At 49.8% G+C, this 22,192-nt stretch carries 20 protein-coding genes and 1 pseudogene; 8 read left to right on the forward strand and 13 right to left on the reverse strand.

What is annotated here, in order from left to right; translation table 11 throughout:
* The first annotated feature begins 97 nt into the window (after positions 1 to 97).
* On the forward strand, positions 98 to 280 hold the full coding sequence (locus tag H6F88_RS10165) for a hypothetical protein (protein WP_190642638.1): 183 nt from the start codon (positions 98 to 100) through the stop codon (positions 278 to 280).
* Between the two features lie 52 nt (positions 281 to 332).
* Here H6F88_RS10165 and H6F88_RS10170 read toward each other — a convergent pair whose 3' ends face one another.
* Complete coding sequence (locus H6F88_RS10170; protein WP_190642639.1) at positions 333 to 812, reverse strand: DUF732 domain-containing protein; 480 nt, start codon at positions 810 to 812, stop codon at positions 333 to 335.
* 217 nt (positions 813 to 1,029) lie between these two features.
* Positions 1,030 to 2,013 carry a porphobilinogen synthase gene (gene hemB, locus H6F88_RS10175; RefSeq protein WP_190642640.1) on the reverse strand — a complete coding sequence of 328 codons (984 nt, stop codon included), beginning with the start codon at positions 2,011 to 2,013 and terminating at the stop codon, positions 1,030 to 1,032.
* 197 nt (positions 2,014 to 2,210) lie between these two features.
* On the opposite strand from hemB, the gene H6F88_RS10180 reads away from it, so the two are divergent.
* Both H6F88_RS10180 and H6F88_RS32620 read left to right on the forward strand, forming a co-directional pair.
* Positions 2,211 to 2,678 (forward strand): hypothetical protein, encoded by a 468-nt coding sequence (locus H6F88_RS10180; protein ID WP_199333534.1) that lies wholly within the window; start codon positions 2,211 to 2,213, stop codon positions 2,676 to 2,678.
* A 100-nt stretch (positions 2,679 to 2,778) separates the two neighbouring features.
* Complete coding sequence (locus tag H6F88_RS32620) at positions 2,779 to 5,100, forward strand: NACHT domain-containing protein (protein ID WP_199333535.1); 2,322 nt, start codon at positions 2,779 to 2,781, stop codon at positions 5,098 to 5,100.
* A 246-nt stretch (positions 5,101 to 5,346) separates the two neighbouring features.
* Here the strand turns inward: H6F88_RS32620 and H6F88_RS10190 are convergent, their stop codons facing one another.
* The 4 genes from H6F88_RS10190 to H6F88_RS10205 form a co-directional block, all read right to left on the reverse strand.
* Positions 5,347 to 6,240, reverse strand: a complete 894-nt coding sequence (locus H6F88_RS10190) for a rhodanese-related sulfurtransferase (RefSeq protein WP_190642641.1) — start codon at positions 6,238 to 6,240, stop codon at positions 5,347 to 5,349.
* Between the two features lie 2 nt (positions 6,241 to 6,242).
* A complete protein-coding gene (locus H6F88_RS10195; protein ID WP_199333542.1) occupies positions 6,243 to 8,816 on the reverse strand; it encodes an adenylate/guanylate cyclase domain-containing protein in 2,574 nt (857 codons plus the stop codon).
* 434 nt (positions 8,817 to 9,250) lie between these two features.
* Positions 9,251 to 10,384 (reverse strand): glycosyltransferase, encoded by a 1,134-nt coding sequence (locus H6F88_RS10200; RefSeq protein ID WP_190642643.1) that lies wholly within the window; start codon positions 10,382 to 10,384, stop codon positions 9,251 to 9,253.
* 270 nt (positions 10,385 to 10,654) lie between these two features.
* On the reverse strand, positions 10,655 to 11,806 hold the full coding sequence (locus tag H6F88_RS10205) for an NAD-dependent epimerase/dehydratase family protein (RefSeq protein ID WP_190642644.1): 1,152 nt from the start codon (positions 11,804 to 11,806) through the stop codon (positions 10,655 to 10,657).
* Between the two features lie 291 nt (positions 11,807 to 12,097).
* Between H6F88_RS10205 and H6F88_RS10210 the strand changes: the two genes are divergently transcribed.
* The 4 genes from H6F88_RS10210 (at position 12,098) to H6F88_RS10225 (ending at position 14,977) form a co-directional block, all read left to right on the forward strand.
* The gene (locus tag H6F88_RS10210) at positions 12,098 to 13,015 is read left to right on the forward strand and encodes an NAD(P)-dependent oxidoreductase (RefSeq protein WP_190642645.1); all 918 of its coding nucleotides are present in this window, start codon (positions 12,098 to 12,100) and stop codon (positions 13,013 to 13,015) included.
* Between the two features lie 16 nt (positions 13,016 to 13,031).
* Entirely contained in the window at positions 13,032 to 13,838 is an 807-nt protein-coding gene (locus H6F88_RS10215; RefSeq protein ID WP_190642646.1) for an AraC family transcriptional regulator, read from the forward strand.
* 87 nt (positions 13,839 to 13,925) lie between these two features.
* Positions 13,926 to 14,669, forward strand: a complete 744-nt coding sequence (locus H6F88_RS10220) for an AzlC family ABC transporter permease (RefSeq protein WP_190642647.1) — start codon at positions 13,926 to 13,928, stop codon at positions 14,667 to 14,669.
* Positions 14,666 to 14,977: an AzlD domain-containing protein gene (locus H6F88_RS10225; protein ID WP_190642648.1), complete on the forward strand. Its 312-nt coding sequence runs from the start codon at positions 14,666 to 14,668 to the stop codon at positions 14,975 to 14,977. Before H6F88_RS10220 ends, H6F88_RS10225 begins: the two co-directional genes overlap by 4 nt.
* 24 nt (positions 14,978 to 15,001) lie before the next feature.
* On the opposite strand, the gene H6F88_RS34375 is transcribed toward H6F88_RS10225, so the two are convergent.
* From H6F88_RS34375 to H6F88_RS34385, 5 genes and pseudogenes are all read right to left on the reverse strand, one after another.
* The gene (locus H6F88_RS34375) at positions 15,002 to 15,295 is read right to left on the reverse strand and encodes a PIN domain-containing protein (protein ID WP_347277687.1); all 294 of its coding nucleotides are present in this window, start codon (positions 15,293 to 15,295) and stop codon (positions 15,002 to 15,004) included.
* Between the two features lie 143 nt (positions 15,296 to 15,438).
* Positions 15,439 to 15,780 (reverse strand): DUF2442 domain-containing protein, encoded by a 342-nt coding sequence (locus H6F88_RS10230; RefSeq protein ID WP_190642649.1) that lies wholly within the window; start codon positions 15,778 to 15,780, stop codon positions 15,439 to 15,441.
* Positions 15,781 to 15,855: 75 nt separating this feature from the next.
* Positions 15,856 to 15,978, reverse strand: a complete 123-nt coding sequence (locus H6F88_RS34380; RefSeq protein ID WP_242050489.1) for a DUF4160 domain-containing protein — start codon at positions 15,976 to 15,978, stop codon at positions 15,856 to 15,858.
* 134 nt (positions 15,979 to 16,112) lie between these two features.
* Entirely contained in the window at positions 16,113 to 16,703 is a 591-nt protein-coding gene (locus tag H6F88_RS10240; RefSeq protein WP_190642650.1) for a chromophore lyase CpcT/CpeT, read from the reverse strand.
* A gap of 63 nt (positions 16,704 to 16,766) precedes the next feature.
* Positions 16,767 to 18,461: pseudogene (locus H6F88_RS34385) on the reverse strand (ABC transporter permease subunit).
* Between the two features lie 281 nt (positions 18,462 to 18,742).
* Between H6F88_RS34385 and H6F88_RS10250 the strand changes: the two are divergent.
* Positions 18,743 to 19,513 carry an amino acid ABC transporter ATP-binding protein gene (locus tag H6F88_RS10250; RefSeq protein ID WP_190642651.1) on the forward strand — a complete coding sequence of 257 codons (771 nt, stop codon included), beginning with the start codon at positions 18,743 to 18,745 and terminating at the stop codon, positions 19,511 to 19,513.
* Between the two features lie 29 nt (positions 19,514 to 19,542).
* Here H6F88_RS10250 and H6F88_RS10255 read toward each other — a convergent pair whose 3' ends face one another.
* Together H6F88_RS10255 and H6F88_RS10260 are read right to left on the reverse strand one after the other, a co-directional pair.
* Positions 19,543 to 20,289: a Uma2 family endonuclease gene (locus H6F88_RS10255; protein WP_190642652.1), complete on the reverse strand. Its 747-nt coding sequence runs from the start codon at positions 20,287 to 20,289 to the stop codon at positions 19,543 to 19,545.
* A gap of 83 nt (positions 20,290 to 20,372) precedes the next feature.
* Positions 20,373 to 22,079 (reverse strand): transglutaminase domain-containing protein, encoded by a 1,707-nt coding sequence (locus H6F88_RS10260; protein WP_190642653.1) that lies wholly within the window; start codon positions 22,077 to 22,079, stop codon positions 20,373 to 20,375.
* Between the last annotated feature and the right edge of the window lie 113 nt (positions 22,080 to 22,192).

The raw sequence follows: 22,192 nt of genomic DNA on the forward strand, positions 1-22,192 counted from the left end.
ACTTGAGGTGGAAGCAGAAGTACCCCTGATATGTTTTTCTAGAAAAGTAGGAAATCAGATCTGTTCCTAAAAATTGTCTAGAAAGGTAAACGAATTCATGCGGGTACAAACTCCCCCAAAGCAACTAGCAGTCAAGCGATCGCCAACTGCCTTAACCGCCAAAATTGCCTTTGTCGGCTTGACTTTTACTTACTTGCTAGCCTATGCACTGGCGGGACAAATGATGATTGAACCTGAACCCGAAGCAGTCATCCACCCAATCGAATCTTCTGCACCGTAGCTTGAGTAGAGACGCAGCAAATACGTCTCTACCTCATTGTCTTTGAACCCTCTTATCGACCAATTTCCGCACGGTACTCTGGGCAATAGGTGTTGATGGCAGCTACATTGACCGCTGCATCGAAAGAAGCAGGCAAGCCCCCCTCGAGTTGAAGCTGCCGAACTTCCTGGAGACTAGAACCTTCGTCCATGACGACGCACACCGTCGCACCATAGTTTGCAACTTCTTGACGGTTTGTTTTGGACGCAAACTCAATAGCGTTAGGGCTAGCAACACTCAGAAACGCCTGCCAAAATTCTTCCCCTTCCTCGGTTAAAGATAGTCGGGTAGCAGTTTCAGTTGGGCAGTAGTCTGCCAAAATCCGCACTTCGCCAGTCTCTTCGTCGATGAAGGTAAGACCTGACAGGGTGTTTAACTCACAAACGCCAAGGAACCCTGTCACAGGTACAACCTGCACTTCATCCTCATTGTCTGAATCTTGGGCGATCGCAGGCTGAGGCAGTCCCGCCAGCGGCAGTAACATCGACCCCATTAGCACAAGTGAATAAGCGATTTTCAGCATTGACAACACCAGAACTTTCTCTGTCTCAGGATAACTACTGAAATGGTTATGTTCCCAGTTTTCAGATCAGTTATAGCAGTCTTGCAGAAAGTATCAAATTGCGGGTTGGAAATTGGGGGGTTGGAATTAGAAATGAAACTGAAACTCATTTCAGGGATCTCCTAACCCCTAATCCCCAATCCCCTAACTACCCATTCAGCCAACGGGCTGCATCTTTGGCGTGGTAAGTCAAAATTAGGTCAGCACCCGATCGCTTGAAGCCTGTTAGTGTTTCCATGACGACGCGCTCTTCATCAATCCAGCCGTTAAGGGCGGCTGCTTTGACCATCGCGTACTCACCAGAAACGTTGTAGGCAGCTACGGGCAGGTTGGTGGCTTGCTTAACGCGCCAAATGATGTCCATGTAAGCCAGAGCAGGCTTGACCATTAGCATATCTGCACCTTCAGCAATGTCTAGCTCAATCTCTTTGAGCGCTTCTTTGCCGTTGCCGGGGTCCATCTGGTAGGTGCGGCGATCGCCAAACTGGGGTGTAGACTCTGCTGCATCACGAAATGGTCCATAGTACGCCGAAGCATACTTGGCAGCATAAGACATGATCGGCACATCTTGGAAATCCGCTTCATCCAGCCCTGCCCGAATTGCCTGGACAAAGCCATCCATCATACCCGAAGGCGCAATGATATCAGCTCCCGCTTTTACTTGGGAAACTGCTGTTTTCTTCAATAGCTCTAGGGTCGGATCGTTCAACACCCGTCCAGACAGATCGCCGACTTCCAAATAGCCACAGTGACCGTGAGAGGTGTACTCACAGAGACAGGTATCCACAATCACCAGCAGGTCTGGCACCGCTTCTTTCACAGCACGGGAAGCAACCTGCACAATGCCGTGATCGTGCCAGGCTCCGGTCGCCTCAACGTCTTTGTCCGCCGGAATGCCAAACAGAATGATTGCTGGAATCCCCAGGTCATAGACTTCCTTCGCTTCTTCTACGATTTTGTCTACTGAAAGCTGGTAAACTCCCGGCATTGAGCGGACTTCTTGGGCAATTCCCTCGCCCTGCACTGCAAAGAGGGGATAGATCAGATCGCTTGTGGTTAAAGTATGCTCACGCACCATGCGTCGAAGCTGAGGATGGCTGCGGAGGCGACGAGGGCGATGAAGTGGAAACATAGGAGTCTGATGGGATTTGAGGAGTTAAACACCAATTGTTATAGAGTCTAAAGCTTTGGCTGCACTCATAACTTACTCAGAACGTAACTTTCTGTAAAAGCAATGGAGGGCGATCGCATCCATTCCTCCAGCTTCCTTCGTTCATTGCGTCACTCAAATCGACTGCTTATGATAAAGAGAATTCTTTGACCTGAAAGATGATGTTTGGCAAAAAGCCCCCATCTGAGCCATCCAAGTCTAGATCACCCAATCAATCGCAGAGCCTCAGCAACGTCATATTAACAGGCGGCATGATGCAGCTTGGGCAAGCAGGAAGCAACATTCAGCAAAGCCAGACCGGAAGCTTAGATACTCAGCAGCAGGGCATCACCGGGATAGAGGTCGTAACGCTTTTAGAACAGTTGGAAGCAGCGGTAAAGCAATCAGCCCTTGACTCCACCCAGCAAGAAGAATTGCTTGACTATCTACGTCCTGCAAAACGAGAGGCAGGTAAGGAAACCCCTAGTAAAGAGTTGGTGGGGCAAAACCTGAAGCAGGTGAGTGAAACGATGAAAACCTTGAAGGACACCACCGAAGCTGGAAAAAGTCTGTGGCAGACCGGGACGGAGATCTTTAAGGCAGTTGCTCCCTGGTTAGGCATTGCTGCTGCATTCTTTGGCATTTGAACAAAGTATGTTGGGGTTCAGATCTGCGACTCCTTTGAGAAGTTACAGAATCTTTTGAGGAGATGAATCAATCCAGTGATATTCAGAATGGGCAGGAGTGATGGCTTCTCAGAATCAGGACATTGATGGGAGCCAGATTGAAAATAGCCAGGTTCAACTGGTTCAGGCTGGACAAGATGCGGTTAGTTTTCAGAACAGCCAGGATAACCAGGTCACGATCAACCACATCATTCTGCGGTTGTTTGGTCAGCCCGTATCTTCGTCTGTCGATTGGAATTGGGCGCTTCGGTTACTAAGAGACAAGCAGCTACCCGACATTCATAAACGGTTGACCGATACCTTAGGGCGCGATCGCTGCCTAATGCAGCTATCCATAAATGAGCAGTTGTCGTGGGTAGGGCGGCTCGAAGCCAACCGCCGCTTGCAGGTGCAGGGTGAAGACCGGGGCATCCTCGATATGCATCAGATGCTCATTAAAACGTTTGGGCAGGATGATATCAAAGGCAAGCTGCTGATTTTAGGAACTCCGGGCGCAGGCAAAACCACCGCTCTGTTAAGTCTGGCAGAGCAACTGGTATGTGGTGCCCTTGCCCAGGCCAAAACGGTAATTCCAGTCCTGTTTGAACTGTCTACCTGGCGCAATGATAACCAGAGCATTCAAGACTGGTTGATCGAACAGCTTTATGACCTGCATGGTGGCAACCCAAAAGCCAAGCGCTATGACCAATGGTTAGACCAGCAAGTGCTGTTGCCGCTGTTAGACGGGCTGGATGAACTGGGGCTAGAGCGACAAAAGCAATGCACCCGCAAGCTAAATGAGTTTGCCAAACACTATCCTCATCTGGTGGTGTGTTGCCGAGTGAAGGAGTTTGCTCAGGCGAATTTCAAACTCGATAATCTGAGAGGAGCGGTATGTCTTGAACCACTCACCGATGAACAAATTCAGGAGTATTTGAATACTGTCAATCGCCCTGATCTCTGGTCAATGATTCAGTCCGTGCCTGCCCTAAAAAACCTGTTGGAATCTGATGATAAAGGTGATGTTGGACTGTTGCGAGTGCCTTTGTTTATCAGCCTTGCTGCCAAAGTTTATGACCCTCAATACCCGTTTCAAACCAAGACTGGATTGTTAGAGCAATATGTGGAGCGGCAGTTGTCGAAAGATGTGAGGGAAAGCGATCGCCACAAAGAAATTAAGCAGCGACAGTGGGCATACAAAACGCCTGAGTTAGAACCCAAACGGCAGAAAACACTACGAACGCTCTGGTGGATAGCACAAACCCTGAGAGATGAAAATCAAATAGAATTTTTGATCGAAGATATACAGCCTTATAATTTGAGTAACAAATTTCGACAATGGCAGTATTGGTTATTTCTTTTCATTGGAAACCTATTAACTACTGGAACCATTGCTACAGTCGTTTATTCACAGTGGATTCCAGCAAATCATCCAGTTTCTTGGTCGTCTACTTTCACTAGTATCCTAATATTTGGTTTAGCGGGTGGATTTATTTTTTCTACTAGCTCTAAAGCTGATGGAGCTAGGCTTATAAGTTATCCCTTTATTCAACTGTACTGCCTTCTATCACAAAAGAAACTACCTAGAGTATACAGAGAATATATACCCATACTCCATCACATCGATTTGTCTTCCAGATTCCGATTGAAACTTCCCTCGTTAAAAGATTTAAGAGATGAAGTTCTTGTTTTCTCATCAACAATGGCTTTATTGATGGCGCATAACATTTTAGCACCACTAGTACCAGCCATTGTTTCTATGCATATGCTTTCGGGAGAATTAGCCAATCTAATTGGTATGAGGAGGCTAGGTATTAAACTCAAGAAATCCTATGCAAGAATTAGTCAGAAAACCAGATTATCTTTGGCAAGTACGGACAAATTTAGATATCCCCATCACGCCCTAGCAGGTGAACTAAGTTTTCAATACATAAGAATGATTAGACAGGAAGGTGGATGGCTGCTTAATCTAATTTTCAATATGATTACCTTCCTTCCAATTCTGGCAACTTTTGTACTGTTCCTAATCATAAGTTCAGTTTCTGTTTTAGTAACAGAAGAGATGAAGGAAACATCAACTCCTAATCAAGGATTACAAGAATCCCTGAAGGTTGCATCTCTAGTTCTAATTCTCTTTTATGGTTTTTCTTTCTTACCCTTTCTAATACAGAGTACTTACTATCAAATTATTTTTTGTGTTCTTGGATTTCTAGTTTGTTCAAGCTACTTACCCCTTATCCAACATCTCTGCCTGCGCTTGGTTCTTTGGCAGAGCGGCATTGTTCCCTGGAACTTAGCCCGTTTCCTCAACTACTGCGTTGAGCGTCGATTGCTTCAGCGAGTCGGCGGGCGCTATCGCTTTCTACACCGTGAACTGCTCGACTACTTCGCTCAGAGGGTTTAGCGTTTGGGCAAAGCGACTGATGTAGCTGATGTAGGTTGGGTGGAGCAGAGCGAAACCCAACGAGAGATCTCTGCAAGTGTTGGGTTACGCTGCGCTTCACCCAACCTACGAAATTTATCATCCCGACTATATGGGCGAGGCATTGGGTTACGACCTCTGCAACACAAGCACAGCCTTTTCAGCGAATGCTTCGCCCATACACCAAAACAGTACTTCTTTACGAAACGGATTCCGTATAAGCATCTGCTAAAGCACGTTTTTTTGCTGTGCCAACCGCATCTGCCGTAGTTTTTCTGCCTGCCGTACTTTTTTCTCTTCTGTTAGTCCGTCAAAGCAATAGGGACAGGAAATTCCTTCCTGATACTGGGGAGAAGCCTTGTCTGCATCAGAAATGGGGCGACCGCAGCTCAAGCACTGGTCGTGAGTGCCCGGAGCCAAGCCATGCTGAACCGCAACGCGCTGGTCAAACACAAAGCATTCACCTTGCCAGAGGCTTGCGTCAGCAGGGACTTCTTCTAAATACTTGAGGATGCCACCTTTCAGGTGATAAACCTCCTGAAAGCCCTGTTGCAGCATGAAGGAAGAGGCTTTTTCGCAGCGAATGCCGCCTGTGCAGAACATCGCGACTTTTTTGTGCTGGGTCGGGTCAAGCTGAGTCCGAACGTAGTCGGGAAACTGGCGAAATGAATTTGTTTGAGGGTTTTGCGCGCCCTGAAAGGAACCGATCGCCACTTCAAAGTCGTTGCGCGTATCGATTACCGTTACCTCTGGGTCAGAAATCAACGCATTCCACTCTTGCGGGCTGACGTAGGTGCCAACCTGATCATTGGGGTCAACTTCGGGAAGCCCCAGCGTGACAATTTCTTTTTTTAGCCGCACTTTCAGCCGATCAAAGGGAGGGGAATCGGTAAAAGATTCCTTATGTTCCAGGTCGGCTAGACGGGGGTCAGATCGCAGAAAGGCGAGGACAGCATCAATGGCTTGACGGGGAGCGGCGATCGCTCCGTTCACGCCCTCTTCTGCCAACAAAATTGTCCCCTTGATTCCTTGCTGGTTGCAGTAGTCCAGCAATGGAGCTTGCTTCTCAGCAAAGTCAGGCAGCTTAACGAACTTATAAAAGGTTGCGACAACGAGAGACATTTCTACTTCTCGGTGAGATCCCAAACGCCACTCCAGTCTTCAGGTGGCGGAGTTACCATCCAGTGGTGACAGCGCTTGACGTGCAGGTCAGCGGCTTTATCTTGGTGGTCTAGCTCTTCCAAAATTGTGCCAAATGCGGCGATCGCTTTGACAAATTTGCGCTCAAGATAATATTCTCGCCCCTGCTGATAGAGTTCGATCCGGCGTTGGTCTAACTCTGAGATGGGTTCCGATCGCAGTCCCACTAGCTCGTAAATGCTGACGGGCTTGTTTTTACCCTTCACCCGAATTCGGTCTAACTCTCTCACCCACACCTGATCGGCGCAGGGCTGGTAGGTCGTTTCACTGATGATAATGTCACAGCCATATTGCTTGCTGGCTCCTTCCAGGCGCGATCCCAGATTAACCCCGTCACCGATCGCCGTGAATTCCATCTTGCGGCTGGAGCCAATGTTGCCGCTGATCACATTGTCAGTGTTGATACCAATGCCGATGTTGATCGCGGGTTTGCTGTCTGCTTCGCGCTTCTGATTCAATGCTTCTAGCCGATGCCGCATATCGATCGCTGTTTGTACGGCTAACCAGGCGTGATTTTCTAGCGGCAAGGGGGAGCCAAACACCGCCATAATTGCATCGCCGATGTACTTGTCGAGGGTGCCTTTATGCTTAAATACCGCATCGACCATCGACTCAAAGTATTCGTTGAGCATGACAACCAGTTCTTCGGCTTCCATGCTTTCGGCGATCGAGGTAAAGCTGCGAATGTCTGAAAAGAGAATAGAAACTTCTTTGCGATCGCCTCCTAGTTTCGGGTCATCCAGCCTGAGCAGTTCCTCTGCCAACTCCTGGGTCATGTAGCGATACATGGTGTTCTTTAGCCGCTTTTCGTCACTGATGTCATCCATCACGACCAGTGCGCCATACACATGAGTATCGTCTGCCACATCAGCAATCGAGTTGATTGACAGGTGAACGCTGTGCTGCTCGACTTCCGATGAGATCAGAGTTTGGTCAGGGTAGTACTGCTGTCGATTCTTGCTACCCGCGCCTTTTAACGCAGCAACGAACCACTTGGAGAAATCCCCTTCCTTGATTTTGATCAGTTCGGTGATCGGTCGCCCTTCGATTTTTTCCTGCTCGTCCAGTCCGAGCAATCGCTTGGCGCTTTCGTTAGCAGCGATGACTTCCCCGTCTTTGTTGGTTGAGAAGACGGCGTTAGAGAGCGATCGCAAAATGTCTCGCTGCATCTGTTCTTGCTGCTTTACGGTGGCAAACAGCTTGGCATTTTGCAGCGCCACACCCGCCTGGATGTTAAACGCCTGCATAAATTCCTGGTCGCTGCGGTTAAAGCTAGACTTCCAGCACTCTGGTGCTCTGGGCCAATCTTCTGGATTGTATTCAGTAAATTCGCCCTGTTTCTTTTTGTTGACCAGTTGCGTGACGCCGATTAGCTCACCATCTGCGTTGAAGATGGGCATACACAGCAGGCTGCAGGTACGGTAGCCGTTGGTCGGGTCTAGCTTTTTAGCGTTGTCTGCATCTGGATGTTCGTACAGATCAAAGGGAATGTTTAACGGCTCACGGGTTTCTGCAACTTTACCTGCAAAACCAACGCCGACGGGTACCCGCAGTTCTTTGAGCGAGCCATCTGGCATCGGAATTTTTGTCCACAGGTCGTTCCGATCCTGATCGAGTAGCCATAGCGTACTGCGATCGGCGTTCATCAGTTCCTTTGCCTCTTCCATCACCCGTGCCAGGGTCGCATCCAGATCAAGGCTGCTCTGACTCAGCGATCGCGTTGCTTTCATCAGCGCTGTCGCGGCTCGCTGTCTTTGCGTTGCCAGATAAAAGGAACGAGAGCTTTCTAGAATCAGGCGAATCGATGGCGAAAATTCGCTGAACAAGTCCTGATCTTTTTCTGTGAAGCCCTGTCGATTTACCCGCTCAGACAATGGATCTCCAGGATTATTCGGAAAATTCAGCTTATTAATTAGCTGTACGACAGCTACCAATCCGCCATTCTCGCTCAACAGTGGCAGGGTCAGCATGGTGTAAGTGCGATATCCCGTCTTTTTGTCCTGCTTTTGGGCAAAAGCTGAGCGGGGATCATCGTAAAAGTCGAAGGGGATGTTAATTGGCTGTTTGAAGGTCGCCACTTCACCCGCAATCCCCTGGTCAGCAGGAATGCGTAGCTCTAAGGAACCGCCACCAGCATTTTCGGCAACGATTGACCAGAGTTCGTTTTTGTCTTCGTCCAAGAGATAAATCGTGGTGCGATCGGCCCCCAGCAACTCGCCTGTCTTGAGGGTGATCGACTGAAGCATTTCGTTCAGAATGGCATCGAAACCCTGGCTATCTAGCACAGAGTCGAGCATCGACAAGGTCTGGTTGACGACGCGCAGCTTTTGCTCAACATCCGTCACAACCTGCCTAAACGTATCCTGGGTTAGAGGAGCCAGAAAAGCTGAGAAATTGCCGTGGTTAGTAGCAAGAGCCCCACCTGGCTCAGTTTTGCGGGGTACGTTTAGGTTTAAGTCGTCGGTGCTGTGAACCACGTCAACTTCAATGTCACCCATTGAGTTAAAGTAGGCTCCCCCATCTTCGGAGACGTGAGGATACACATCAATCACAGCGTCAGCATGGTCCCGATCGGGCCGGCGTGGGGATGAAGCTGTCATAGGTACCTATGAAAATTTGTAAAGATTGGAAGTTGGAAGAAAGCTTCAGCCGCCAAATATCAGCAACCGTTCCTGTTAATCCCTGTTCAACCTGTACTTGGACTCCCGCAAATATCTGGGTTTAGCGCAGGTAAGGCAATAGTCTAACAGCTTTCTGACGACTCCAAGGCGCAAGCCAAGTCGGTTAATTCCATTCTTCCCAACCTGGATATAGCATAGCTAATATCTAGAATTGTCTCCTGAGATAAAAGTGGCGATCGCTCCCTTTATGAAGGCATTTTAAGTTTTTGGTGCGCCTTTTTGAAGGGATCTACGAAAACTAAATGACAACCCTACGCTGCCGTGGGCATGGAGTGTGGTGTCAGCACCACTTGGTAGAAATCTTGAAGCTGACGGGTCGCAGCCGTCCAGCTCCAGCGTTCTGCCTCCTGGCGGGCGTTTTGGCGCAGCGTTTCGCGTTCGGTTTGTTGGTTGAGCAGGCGTTGAGTAGCGGCGATCGCCCCCTGTTCGTCGTAGGGATCAAACAAATAGCCGTTGACACCGTCCGTCACAATATCGGGAATGCCGCCAGAGTTGGCTGCAACCACCGGACAGCCTGCCGCCATTGCCTCAAGCAGTACCAGTCCCAATGTTTCGGTGCGCGATGGAAACACAAAGGCATCCGCAGAGGCAAAGGCGGTTGCTAAATCTGCGCCAGTCAGGTACCCGACAAAGTGGGTCGGTGTACCAGCAAAATACTGTTCTAATTCCTGGCGGTGCGGCCCATCACCCACTAAAGCTAGTCGAGCATTCGGGAGCGACTTCAGAACGGGTCTGATTTTATCGATTTCTTTTTCCGCCGAGAGCCGTCCAACATAGAGCAACAGCGGGCTATCAGGGTTTCCCTGGCTGAGACGCGATCGCATCTCCTGGCTCGCCAAACCGGGATGAAATAGCTCCGTATCTACTCCCCGTTGCCACACTGCTAAGCGCTCAATCCCATGAGCGTCCAGTTCTTCCTGCATGGCAGTTGAGGTGCAAAGGTTAATCTGTGCCTGGTTATGCGCCACCTTCAGCAATTCCCACATCATGCCTTCCAGCATTCCCAAGCCGTAATGCTCTAGATATTTAGGCAAGTGGGTGTGATAAGACGCAACTAGCGGCACTTTAAAGATTTTGCTGTAGTACAGTCCTGCCAACCCTAAAACGGCAGGATTCACTACATGAATTAAATCGGGCTTGAACCCTTCTAACACCTGACCGATCGAGGGACGTGGCAGCGCCAGCTTTAACTCTGGGTAAAGTGGTAAGGGAAACCCCGGCACCCCATAAATTCTGGCTCCCTTATATTCGGTCAATCCACCGTCGGGAGAAATTACTAAAACTTCGTCACCCAATCGCTGCAACTGTTCAACGGTATGGCTGAGGCGGGTGACAATGCCGTCAACTTTGGGCAAAAAAGTTTCGGTAAATAGGGCAATTCGCATAGAGAAGGTTCGGGATTGGGGGTGCGGGCTCGGGATTGGGGGTGGTTTTCTCGTTCCCATGCTTACTTGGGAACATCAGCGTAGAGACTCTGCCTCTTCTACAGGGCACAGTCAAGTTGGCAAGAACTTATTAGAACGGAATGCAAAATCGATCACGCTCCGTCCTGACAAGGGTTTGAACCTAATGTCACTGGCTAGGGATTAAGATCTCCGACTTCTTTGAGAAGTCGGAGATCTGACATAACATACAGCTCGGCCGGATCGACTGAGTTAACCCTTCCACTTAACTTTGGGCAGGATTTGCTTCTCGTCTACGCGATGCTTGTACTGAACGCTGAAGTTGAGCAAGGAGTCGAGCAGCGAGTCAGACAGGTAGTGGGGCTGTAAGCCGAGGTCAAGCAGGTTGGTGTTCTTAGCGTTGAAGTAGTGTTCTTCTAACTCAACGCGAGGGTTGTCGAGGTGCTTGACTTCAACGCTCAAACCGAGAGAGCTTCCAGCTTTCTCGACCATTTGCGCCAGGTCGCCAATGCTAAACATTTCGGTGAACTGGTTAAAGACGCGGAACTTTCCTGGGTCGGCGGGGTTAGCGATCGCCAATTCCACACACCGCACCGTATCGCGAATGTCTAGGAAGGCGCGAGTTTGACCGCCGCTGCCATAAACCGTCAGCGGATGCCCGATCGCTGCCTGAATGCAGAAACGGTTCAGCGCTGTACCAAACACACCGTCGTAATCGAGGCGGTTGATCAGCAATTCATCCATGCCCGTCTCTTCTGTTAGCACCCCATAGACCACGCCCTGGTTTAGGTCAGTAGCTCGTAGACCCCAAATTTTGCAAGCAAAGTGAATGTTGTGAGAGTCGTGAACTTTGCTCAAGTGATAGAACGAACCGGGCTGCTTAGGATAGGGAAGGGTGTCCTTACGGCCGTTGTGCTCGATCGTGATGTAACCTTCTTCAATGTCGATGTTAGGCGTACCGTATTCGCCCATCGTGCCTAACTTCACCAGGTGGCAATCAGGGAAGCTTTCACGCATAACGTAGAGCAGGTTCAGCGTCCCAACTACATTATTAACTTGCGTCAAGACGGCATGTTCACGATCGATCATGGAGAAGGGAGCCGATCGCTGTTCGCCAAAATGCACCACCGCTTCGGGTTCAAACTGGTGCATTGCTTTGCTAAGAAATTCGTAATTGGTAATGTCGCCAACAAAAAGGTCGATCGATTTACCAGTTAAATCTTTCCAGCGCTGGAGGCGTTGCTGGATGGGAGCAATCGGGGTCAGAGTTTCGACACAAAGCTCTAAATCCCAGTGTCGGCGCACCATGTTGTCCAGGATGCCGACTTCGTATCCTCGGTTTGAAAGGTAAAGTGCGGTAGCCCACCCGCAATAGCCGTCGCCGCCAATGACTAGGACTTTCATCTTGCCATATCCTGTTTGCTGATACTCGCTCAAATCTATCAGGTTTGGGTACCTTCTAGACGATTGAGGCTGAACTGTTCGCCTAAAAACTTCTATTAAAATTAGCTATCAAACTACTCGAAGTCCCTGACAGCAATATCTTTTAGCCTTTTCACCTAAGCTCTGACCTAGTCTTCGCGGATAGGTGAATGGGACAAAAGTAAATCGCAGCGGGGACATTCTAATGAAGGATGTAAATTGGGTCGATCGCCTCTATCCTGAGAGCGATTAGAGTGTTTCAGGAATGGGCGAATGAGCAAAGATATCGGCTCTAAAACAATCGGCTTTATTGGACTAGGCAATATGGGGCTGCCAATGGCGACGAATCTGCTTGCAGCGGGTTATTCGCTGCGAGTATATAATCGCACTCTAGAGAAGGGGCGATCGCTAGCCGAGCAAGGCGCAATTTTGGTGAATACACCTGCTGAAGTTGTAGCGCCCGAAACCATTGTCATCACGATGCTCGCTAACGACCAGGTACTAGAGGAAGCTGTGCTGGGCGAAAACGGGATTCTAGAAAAGCTCAGCCCCAGCAGCATTCACCTGTCGATGAGTACCATTTCACCCGCAACCGCTCAGCACTTAGCGGCACAACACGAGCAGCAAGGGGTGCATTACCTGGCAGCACCCGTATTTGGTCGCCCTGATGCCGCTGCTGCCAAAAAGCTGTGGATTTGCATCTCAGGAAACCCCGCTGCTAAAGCGGAAGTTGCGCCCGTGCTAGATGCTTTGGGACAGGGTGTATTTGACTTTGGCGAAACGCCGGAAGCCGCAAATATCGTTAAAGTAACTGGCAATTTCCTGATTGTTTCAGCGATCGAAGCGATGGCTGAAGCATTTACCCTGGCAGAAAAAAACGGTATCGATCGCACTCAGATCGCAGAGCTTTTTGGCAAAACGCTGTTTGCTTGCCCGATCTACCAAAACTATGGTCGCATGATTGCCCAGCAGCAATATGAACCTGCTGGATTCAAGCTTTCCCTCGGTCTAAAAGATGTCACCCTGGCCCTGCAAACTGCCAGAACTAGCCAAATGCCCATGCCCCTCGCCAGCCTGCTTCACGATCGCCTGATGGCTGCTGTTGCTAAAGGCAAAGGCGACCTTGACTGGACTGGACTCGCTTCAGAAATGTCTGAACAAGCCGGAATACCCCCAATCCCTAATCCTTAAACCCCCAACTCCCGCCATGAAAGAACAAGTCAAATTCTGGCGATCGCCTCAATTCGCCGACTTAGAACTCCTTCATGCCCGATTTATTACTCATTCCTTTTGTCGTCATACCCACGACACCTACGCGATCGGCGTGATTCAGCAGGGGGCAGAGGAATTTGATTATCGAGGTGCTACCCACGTTGCAACGGCAGGTAGCGTTGCGTTGATTAATCCGGGAGAACCGCACGACGGGCACGCTGCAACTGAGGGAGGCTGGATGTATCGAATGCTATATCCCGATGTCAGCCTTCTGCGGGAAGCAATGGCTGATTCCTGGCGCTCGCCCGACATTCCCTATTTCCCTCAACCTGTGATTCAGGATGAATACCTGAAGGGGTTACTTTTGCGGCTGCACGTCACCTTGGAGAAATCTACCTGTCAGCTAGAGCAAGATTCGCGTATGGTGTGGACGATGGCGCAACTGATTGCCCGTCATGCAGGCGATCGCCCCACTCTTAAAGCAGCAAGGAAGGAATCTCAACCGATTCGGCTGGTGCAAAATTACCTGGAAGCGCACTACGCCGAGAATTCATCGTTGGCAGAACTGGCGGCGATCGCCAACCTCAGTCCTTTTTACCTGCTCCGTACCTTTCGCAAACAGGTTGGTCTACCACCGCACGGCTATCTCAATCAGGTGCGTCTGCATCGTGCCAAACGGCTGCTAGTTCAGGGCAAGCCGATTTCTGACGTAGCTCAGGAGACAGGCTTTGCTGACCAGAGCCATCTGACGCGACAGTTTAAGCGCATGACTGGGGTGACTCCCGGGCAGTATCAGCGGTAAGTAGAGCAATTTTCTTCAAGACTGGGAGGGGCGATCGCCCATAAATTAGGAAGCATCAGGGTTTTACTCCCTGGAGGTGATTGACCCATGCTTCAACAAACAAATCGCTCAAGCTTCTTTGCAGAATTCTTTAACGGCATGAACCGCGCTCTAGGAGTCGTAGCCGGTTTCTTGCCGATCGCCATGAGCTATGGCGCAATTTCAGTCCAGTCAGGATTGTCTCCGCTCTCTACCGTCGCGATGTCTGTCTGGGTCTATGCAGGTGCTTCTCAGTTTGCGGCAGTTGAAGGCGTAAGGCAAAATCTGTCTGGTGTCAGCATTCTACTCACGATGCTGATCATCAATCTGCGCCACATTCCCATGAGCCTGTCAGCGCACAACATTTACAAACGGTTTAGCTGGGGGCAGCAGTGGCTTCTGTCTCTAGGGCTGATTGATGAAACCTTTGCTCTAGAGATGACAGACGAGCCGCGCCCCTTCGCTTATTACCTGGGGATGCACCTATGCTGCTGGGCTTCTTGGATCACGGGTTCCTGGCTGGGCTGTCAGGTGGGAATGCAATTACCCGAACAGTGGCTTCAGTTTGCATTGCCCGGACTATTCCTTTGCTTGTTAGTCGGTAACCTGCGAAGTTCTGCTAGCACTGCACCCCGCGATCGCTGGCAGCAAGAAATCAGTATTGTTTTGGGCGTAGGAATTGCCCTGGTTCTAGTTACTCAGCAGTTTGGATCGATCGGTCTTTTGATGTCAATTTTGGCGATCGCCATCCTATCCTCCCTGCTCCCAGGCTTAAACCACAAGGAAAAGCTGAATCCTAAGGAGAAAGTATGAATATCTGGTGGGTAATCTTCTTGGCTGGAATTGGCACCTATCTAATGCGAAGTGCAGGCGTTTGGCTACCACCCCAACTCTTTCAAGCACGTTGGCTGAATCATTTGCCGCTAGCGGTAATTCTAGTACTCACAATCAGCAGCATGGTCAGCCTGAGCGGTTCAACGATAGAAACTTTGGCAACTGTTGCAGCAGGTGTGGTAGTGGCGATCGCTAGTTTCAAAAAGGTTCCACTCATTTTCTGTGTGGCGATCGGATGTGGAGTATGGGGGGCGATCGTTTCCCTAGATCTCAGTTCAACGCTCTAATTGAAGGTTCCTTTATGGCAGAGGCTACAGCCACGATTCTAGGGAGAAAGGCTGTGCTTGCTGAATTCGGATAAAATCGCTGTCAGCAGACACAACGACAAGGTTATGCTGGATTGCTGTTGCCGCAATCCAGAGATCGTGATCGTCAAAGCCTAAATCTCCAGCGCTTGTACTTCGACGTTTGCTTTTATCTTTGGGCGCAAACTGGTTACAAACTGCTATTTTGAGTTGACTTGCAATGATTGGCGGCAACCGATGAAGTGTGCGATGCCTAACACTCTTTCTACTTTGAAGGGAGTTGAAAAAGTCACTAATCAAAGAGAGTTGTCCGGCAGTAATTGAGCTAATTGCTGTTCATTTTCTGGAGCAATTTGTGTCAGTCATCAGTACCTCATTACTGTAGCTACTTAAGGTTTATTACTCGCTAACTTCTTCATGCTTTAACTGAGTACCAGTAGCTCTCAACTTTTCGTTCCATCTAAATCGTGAGCTTGTTTAAGTTGAGAAGAAGTATCCCGAGCTTTTAGCCGACGTTCAAAGGAATGACGGCTCTCGCCACTTTGTCTGCCCGCTAGCAGACCTTCAATGCCAATATGTTCATCTAAGTCAACCCACTCGATTGCGTAACCCTCTCCTAAGAGTTGCCAGTTTTGCCGTTCCTCTAAAGCAGCATGTAGCAAGCGGGGATACCAAGACAGAGGAACACTTAAACTTCGCCCCTCAACTAAATCTACGATTAACTTTTCATCTGTCACTCTGACTTGTACTGCAAGGGGTTCTGCGTCAAGAGTCAAAGTAGTCATGCCAAGCCTCCAACAATATTTGTGTGTTCTCCTCCACAAGCCGAAGATGTTGTTTAATTCGTGGTCTTTGAATCCTCAATTTTTGACTAAAGAAACGGGACTTAGCCAGAACTTAACCAATTGACGATCGCGCTTAACGTGAATGTGAGCAGGTTCACCTTTGTCAGAGCTAAAAAAAGATAAAACTGTAAGGCCCAACTTGAAAAACTGTCGGCCCTAATAGGGAAGTTTGCTGATCCGTTCTTAGTTTGACCTGGTACTACATCGTGGCTTAGCTACGGCGATCGCCTCATCCGTTCAGGTAGGGAAGATGTTACTCGCCCTACAGGGCTTCAGACTTTTACTTCGTCTGCAAAATTTGCGACTCGCACAAACTCAAACGGACCTGCGACCGAACCCCAGATATGCTCATCGGTTTCTGGGTCGCGTCCACGGTCTTGGCTGATAAAGCGCTGGTCGTCGATTTCAAATTCGCTGTCGAGGTAGGTGGTTTTTCCTTTTCGCACGACCATGCAAGCTTTGCCCGGTTCAACATTCCCTTTGAAGCTGTGCCCTGTCCAGTCCACAATCATGTTGCAGCCAGGAAGTTTTTCCAGACGGTCAGGACTGATTTGCTGCAAGCGCTTCAGGTCGCGGGATGCGCCGTAAAAGTCTTGCTCATCGTGAACGGTGTAGTTTTCAACTTCAATGCGATCGCCCTGTACCAGCAGCTTCAATACCCGTAGCCGATAGGGGTCATTCAGCATGTAGTCATAGGCTTGCTCAACAAAAAAGCTGACTCCAGACAAAAACTCTAGCGGCAGCGGACGCATACAGACACGAATGTGAGCAAAAAAGGGCGGATTTTCAAACGCCTGTGCTTGATTGCTAAAGTCTGCTGCCATCCAGCGGGCTAGCGCAGCGATGTCGGTAGAGTGCGTCATAACCTGTATGCGATCGGAACATTCCCCATTTTAGAGGACTCTGAACGCAGCAACTTACGCAGCCTACGATAAATGATCTCCGCTGGCTGAAACTGGATTGAGTGGTGGTGCAGCTTTTGCTCTGGCTCGTTCTACGGGGTTCATCCAGCGCTCTATCCAGCTAAATGCCTGCGAGGACAGTAGCGTTAGCACCAGGTAAACCACCGCAACGGCGGCAAAAATTTCAAATGAGCGATAGTTCTGCGCCACAATCAGTTGACCGCGACGAAACAGTTCCTCAAAGCCAATGATTGCGACCAGACTAGTATCTTTGAGCAGCGTGATGAACTCATTGCCTAAAGGTGGAATCATGCGGCGCAGAGCTTGCGGAAAGATTACGTAGCGCATCGTCTGAACTGGCCCTAGCCCTAGTGACTGAGAGGCTTCTCTCTGTCCCAGTTCAATAGACTGAATCCCGGCTCGCACGATTTCGGCGATGTAGGCGGCACTATTTAGGCTGAGTGCTAAGACGGCAGCAGTGAGGCGATCGAAGGAAAACTGTCTGTCGGCAATATTGGTAATCACAGCAGGCAGACCAAAGTAAATCATAAAGATCTGCACCAGTAAGGGCGTACCTCTGAAGAAGTCGATGTAGGCCCTTGCGGCGAAACTGACGATGGGCGATGCCGATAGCCGGACAATTCCGATTAGAGAGCCGCCGACCATGCCTAACACAACGGACAAGGCGGTAAGTTGAAGGGTTACGAGTGCGCCGCGCAGTAGGTTAGGGAGGGCATCCAGGATGATTTCTAAGGATTGAAGCACGGGGGGATTCCATTGAGTGCGTGAGTAAGGTGTAGGTTGAGGTGAGGGCATGAAACCCATCTGAGCATAGAGGTTGTGTTGGGTTCCGCTTTGCTGCACCCAACCTACAGATTGAGGCTATTCTAGTGGGGCTTCTTCAGGGAGTTCGGGTGGAGCCTCACCAAACCATTTTTGGTAGATCTCCTCGTAAGTGCCATCTTCCAGGACGGTAGCTAGACCTGAGTTGAGCGTTTCGGCATTGGGTGAGCCTTTGGGCAGCGCAATTCCGTAAAACTCCTCAGTGACTAGTTCCCCTACGACTTTCACACCGCCGATGTTGCCAGTTTGAATTGCATAGAGTGTGACCGGAGCGTCGTTGATCACAGCATCAGCATTGCCGTTTGCTAGTTCTTGTAGAGCAAGTGGGGCTGAGTCAAAGGTGCTGACGGTTGCTCCCTCGATTTCTGCGGCTTGCTCTGCGCCTGTTGTGCCGATTTGTACCGCAATCCGTCTACCTTCCAGATCTTCTAGGGAGGTAACGTCGGTGTTGTCTTCTGGAACGGCGATCGCCAACCCTGCCTTAAAGTAGGGGCGAGAAAAATCGACGGTTTGTGCCCGTTCTGCAGTGATGGTCATGGAGCTGATTGCAGCATCTACTGTTCCAGCTTGCAGAGCGGGAATGATGCCATCAAACGGAAGCGCCTGAAACTCGACGGTGAATCCGGCAGCTTCCCCGATCGCATTCATCAAGTCGATGGAAAATCCTTCATAGTCGCCGCCTTCAGCCTGAGCTTCAAAAGGTGGAAAGGCCGGCTCTGTGGCAACGGTTAGCGTTGTGGCAGCGGCTTCTGAACTACCCCCTTCTGTCGCTTCGGGAGCCTCTTCCCCATTTGGGCCACAGGCAGCAATCATGAAAACGCAAACTAAGCCAATGGCAAACTGGCGTAAAAAACGAGATCGAGTGAATTTGAACATGCGAGCAATCTTCATACAAACATTCTTCTCCCTTAAACCTTCACACCAAGACAGATAGCAGTCTTAGACTTTTAGCATTCAAATTCAAGACTAAACGGGCATTAGGAATCGCAAGGTGAAGAATTATCTACAATTCACACTGCGATCGCCTAATTCTACAAACTAAAAACTAGCGTGTTGGTAGTCATTCCATCTATCTGGCAACGCTAAGTGTGTTAGCAACTATTAAGGGTGAGAGCAACTTTAGAATCACTCCCTCATCAGAAGACTTCTAAATCCAGATGAAAGATAACAATAGCGCTGCCCCAGCAATTATTTTTGAGCAAGTAGAGAAAAGATTTGGTGCACTGCAAGTCTTAAATGGCATCAGTGGCTATATCAACCCAGGTGAGGTCGTTGCCGTGATCGGGTCGTCGGGCTGTGGCAAAAGCACCCTGCTGCGCTGCTTTAACCGACTTGAGGCAATCAATGGCGGGCGGCTAATCGTCAATGGCATTGATTTATCGCACCCTGATCTCAGTACGGGGAAGCTGAAGCAGCTTCGAGCCAATGTGGGAATGGTGTTTCAACAGTTCAATCTGTTTCCCCACATGACGGTGCTAGACAACCTGACTCTAGCTCCGCGCAAGGTGCTCAATCAGCCTGCTAAGGAAAGCTCAAGGCTGGCGCGGTTTTATCTGGATAAGGTGGGGCTGTCAGAAAAGGCAGAGGCTTACCCTGACCAGCTCTCTGGTGGGCAAAAGCAGCGGGTGGCGATCGCCCGTGCCCTCTGTATGAAGCCGCAAGTTATGCTGTTTGACGAACCCACTAGCGCCCTAGACCCAGAATTGGTAGGCGAGGTGCTAACTGTCATGCAGCAGTTGGCTGAAGAGGGCATGACGATGGTGATTGTCACCCACGAGATGCAGTTTGCGCGTGAGGTCGCCCATCGAGTGCTGTTTTTGAATAAGGGCTTTGTAGAGGAAGAAGGTGCTGCCCGGCAGGTGTTGACCTACCCGAAGAGCGAGCGTCTTCAAGTATTTCTCAGTCGCATGAATTTTGCCAAAACTTAAAAGAATGAATTCCCAAGATTCACTAAAAGCTACGGCTGATTAGGATCAATCCCAAGCGATCGCAACCGTTCTGCCAGGATTGCTGCTTGCTGCTGAGCAGCTTCCCGCTGCTGGCGTTCTTGTTCTAGCTGCGCCGAAGTTTGCTCTAACTGCGCTGAAGTCTGCTCGAATTGAACGACTGCTTGTGCTGCTGCCTCTTCAGGCGTTGGCACTTTTTCCCCTTCTAGCGTGAAGTAGCGTAGCTGGTTTGCCTCAACTCCCAAAAACAAACCCAGTTCTTCGCTCCAACGCCATCCTTGATGAGTGGGGGCGATCGCTTGATATTCATGTCCGTTTAGCCGAAACCCTTCAAACTCGAAAGTTTCTGGCGAGAACCAGAAATATTCAGGAGTGCGAAACCGGTCCTGATAGAGAACTTTCTTCAAATTGCGATCAACTGTAGCGGTCGAGTTCGAGAGCAGTTCAATGATCAGGTTGGGATATTTGCCATCTTCCTCCCACACTACCCAGGCGTTACGAGGTCGCTTCTCAGTCTGTTTCACCAAAAAGAAATCCGGGCCTCGAAAATCTCGATTTTTGAGTTGCTGTCGACTGAAGTAGATCGTCAGGTTAGCCCCAATGAAGAAATTGTTTTGGTCACGCCACAGCCATTCCAGACAGATAACTAGCAGCAAAAGCTGCATATAGTGAAGCGAACTCTCCATTTCCGGCTCATCACTCAAAAGCTGACTGGCATCTGGCATCAGTTTTTCTAGTTCCTGGGCAGTTAGAGCCATTGAGTCCCTCAACGTTGCAGATGTGCTTTTATTATGGCGGCAAGGATTGGATTAGTACATGGGTTTTAGTTTTGATTCAGAGATCAGGTGGGAGGAGGCAGTTCTCCCAAAATGGTGAAGCGAATGTGGTTGATTGCTAGGTCGCCAATTGACAGGTCAAAGCTGGCATCTGGAGTCTTTAAAGTCTCAAAGGGAATGCCTTTGGCAATCTCGGCGTGATACCAGGGCAGACCCATGAAAAAGCGTGTAGGGTAAGGACCGCCTTCGATCACATCATCCACGTTGGATTCCATCGGTAGCCAGCCAAAACCAGGAACGTAAAACTCAAGCCAGACGTGGTTAAAGTCAGGCTGCAGAGGCACTCCTTGACGATCGGCGGGTTGTGGACATTTGTAGCGACCAACCGTTCGGCAGGCGATGCCATTGATTCGGGCTAGCGCTAACAGCAAGCCAACATATTCACCGCAAGAGCCAACACCGCGTTCCAAAGCTACGTCGGGGGTGTCGATGTGCGGCTTGATGCCGTAGGAAAGGCGATCGTAAACGTAGTTGCGGACTTTCAGAATTTTACGCAGCAGGTTGGTTTCGGTGCCGATCGCCTCTTGTGCAGCGGCTTGAATGACGGGCGTATCCATCGCCAACTCATCATCATCCACCAGATAGCGCGACTGAAACTCAGCCGATAGCGCCGGAGTCCGGTCAACGTCATCAAAGGTAAAGCGATATTTGATTCCACGGACTTCTAGCAGCGCTTTCCAGCCAAATAGTCGCCCCTCGTCAGGTTGCAACGAGTCGAATTTGAACACAGCAACACGCTGTCCTTCCTGGATTTCTTCCTGAAAGGGCATTCCAATCGGTTCAACCCGCTTTACGGTCTGGCGTGGTGTGTCTGCGGGCAGGGCAATCCGCCACTCTAAACCGTTAACCTGCACTTCCTCTAGCGGCAGCAGTTCTTCGATATAAGACATTTCGATCAGGTAGCCGTTTGACAGAGCGTAATGCTTGTCTTTGTCAACGTGGAAATGCAGCGGGTGAATAAAGGTGCGATCGCGAAAGCTAAGCTGATAAGGATCTTCGGAGTTAGGATCATCCCGAATGTATGCTTCTTCCCCAGCGTAGGCAACGTAGAGAATTGTTTCCTGGGTTTGGGAATCGGTGTAAAAGGCAATTCCAGAAGGGGAGTCAAACGGGGTGAGAATGCTGAAGTTGACTTCTCCAGTGGCTCGATCCATGCAGTAAACCGTTTGCTCGGTGCGATCGCACACCCACAGTTCTTCATCCCGCACGGACAGGTTTTCAGCTCCCACACCGGGGGCAGCAAACCGTGTGATTTGCTGTCCGGTTCGACGGTCAAAAATGAGAATGTAGCCGGACTTTTGACAAGCGACATACACCGTAGACTGCCACACCGCTACACCATCCGCTGGATAAGGCAAGGTGGCAAAATGCTTGGGCGTAGGGTCAGCTAACGTACACGAAAAGACATCGTGATCTCGGGTAAACCAGATTGTGTCCTCCCACACCGCCAGACCCGCCGCATCAAGAAAATCTTGCACATTGTGGGGGTTAAGGACTGTGGTATTGTCGCTGGTGGGATCGACCTTGACCAAATAGCCTCGCACTGCATCAACCGCAATCAGGTCATCTCCCATTGCAGCTAGACCATGCAGGGCATAAACCCCAATGGGCCTGATCGTTCGATGTTGTGGCGAAAATCGAGACGGCAAGGCGATCGGTTCAGGGGGGGAGTTGGGCTTCAGTTGCTCAGATTGGGTAGAGTCAAGCAGCATAATAGGCGAGCGGTGGTAGGGCGATGGGGTGAAATCCTTCTCATCATAAACAAAACTCTTGGACTGCTAATGTATTGAGGCAAGCAGGTTTGGCAGGATGAGAGATGAGAAGA

Source organism: Oculatella sp. FACHB-28, from assembly GCF_014696015.1.
In the GTDB taxonomy this organism is placed as follows: domain Bacteria; phylum Cyanobacteriota; class Cyanobacteriia; order Elainellales; family Elainellaceae; genus JAAUTN01.

What these genes read in the sequence shown, in the direction of transcription:
- H6F88_RS10165 (WP_190642638.1), top strand. Translation starts at nt 98, where the DNA reads ATGCGGGTACAAACTCCCCCAAAGCAACTAGCAGTCAAGCGATCGCCA.
- H6F88_RS10170 (WP_190642639.1), bottom strand. Translation starts at nt 812, where the DNA reads ATGGGGTCGATGTTACTGCCGCTGGCGGGACTGCCTCAGCCTGCGATC.
- hemB (WP_190642640.1), bottom strand. Translation starts at nt 2,013, where the DNA reads ATGTTTCCACTTCATCGCCCTCGTCGCCTCCGCAGCCATCCTCAGCTT.
- H6F88_RS10180 (WP_199333534.1), top strand. Translation starts at nt 2,211, where the DNA reads ATGATGTTTGGCAAAAAGCCCCCATCTGAGCCATCCAAGTCTAGATCA.
- H6F88_RS32620 (WP_199333535.1), top strand. Translation starts at nt 2,779, where the DNA reads ATGGCTTCTCAGAATCAGGACATTGATGGGAGCCAGATTGAAAATAGC.
- H6F88_RS10190 (WP_190642641.1), bottom strand. Translation starts at nt 6,240, where the DNA reads ATGTCTCTCGTTGTCGCAACCTTTTATAAGTTCGTTAAGCTGCCTGAC.
- H6F88_RS10195 (WP_199333542.1), bottom strand. Translation starts at nt 8,816, where the DNA reads ATGGGTGACATTGAAGTTGACGTGGTTCACAGCACCGACGACTTAAAC.
- H6F88_RS10200 (WP_190642643.1), bottom strand. Translation starts at nt 10,384, where the DNA reads ATGCGAATTGCCCTATTTACCGAAACTTTTTTGCCCAAAGTTGACGGC.
- H6F88_RS10205 (WP_190642644.1), bottom strand. Translation starts at nt 11,806, where the DNA reads ATGAAAGTCCTAGTCATTGGCGGCGACGGCTATTGCGGGTGGGCTACC.
- H6F88_RS10210 (WP_190642645.1), top strand. Translation starts at nt 12,098, where the DNA reads ATGAGCAAAGATATCGGCTCTAAAACAATCGGCTTTATTGGACTAGGC.
- H6F88_RS10215 (WP_190642646.1), top strand. Translation starts at nt 13,032, where the DNA reads ATGAAAGAACAAGTCAAATTCTGGCGATCGCCTCAATTCGCCGACTTA.
- H6F88_RS10220 (WP_190642647.1), top strand. Translation starts at nt 13,926, where the DNA reads ATGCTTCAACAAACAAATCGCTCAAGCTTCTTTGCAGAATTCTTTAAC.
- H6F88_RS10225 (WP_190642648.1), top strand. Translation starts at nt 14,666, where the DNA reads ATGAATATCTGGTGGGTAATCTTCTTGGCTGGAATTGGCACCTATCTA.
- H6F88_RS10230 (WP_190642649.1), bottom strand. Translation starts at nt 15,780, where the DNA reads ATGACTACTTTGACTCTTGACGCAGAACCCCTTGCAGTACAAGTCAGA.
- H6F88_RS10240 (WP_190642650.1), bottom strand. Translation starts at nt 16,703, where the DNA reads ATGACGCACTCTACCGACATCGCTGCGCTAGCCCGCTGGATGGCAGCA.
- H6F88_RS10250 (WP_190642651.1), top strand. Translation starts at nt 18,743, where the DNA reads ATGAAAGATAACAATAGCGCTGCCCCAGCAATTATTTTTGAGCAAGTA.
- H6F88_RS10255 (WP_190642652.1), bottom strand. Translation starts at nt 20,289, where the DNA reads ATGGCTCTAACTGCCCAGGAACTAGAAAAACTGATGCCAGATGCCAGT.
- H6F88_RS10260 (WP_190642653.1), bottom strand. Translation starts at nt 22,079, where the DNA reads ATGCTGCTTGACTCTACCCAATCTGAGCAACTGAAGCCCAACTCCCCC.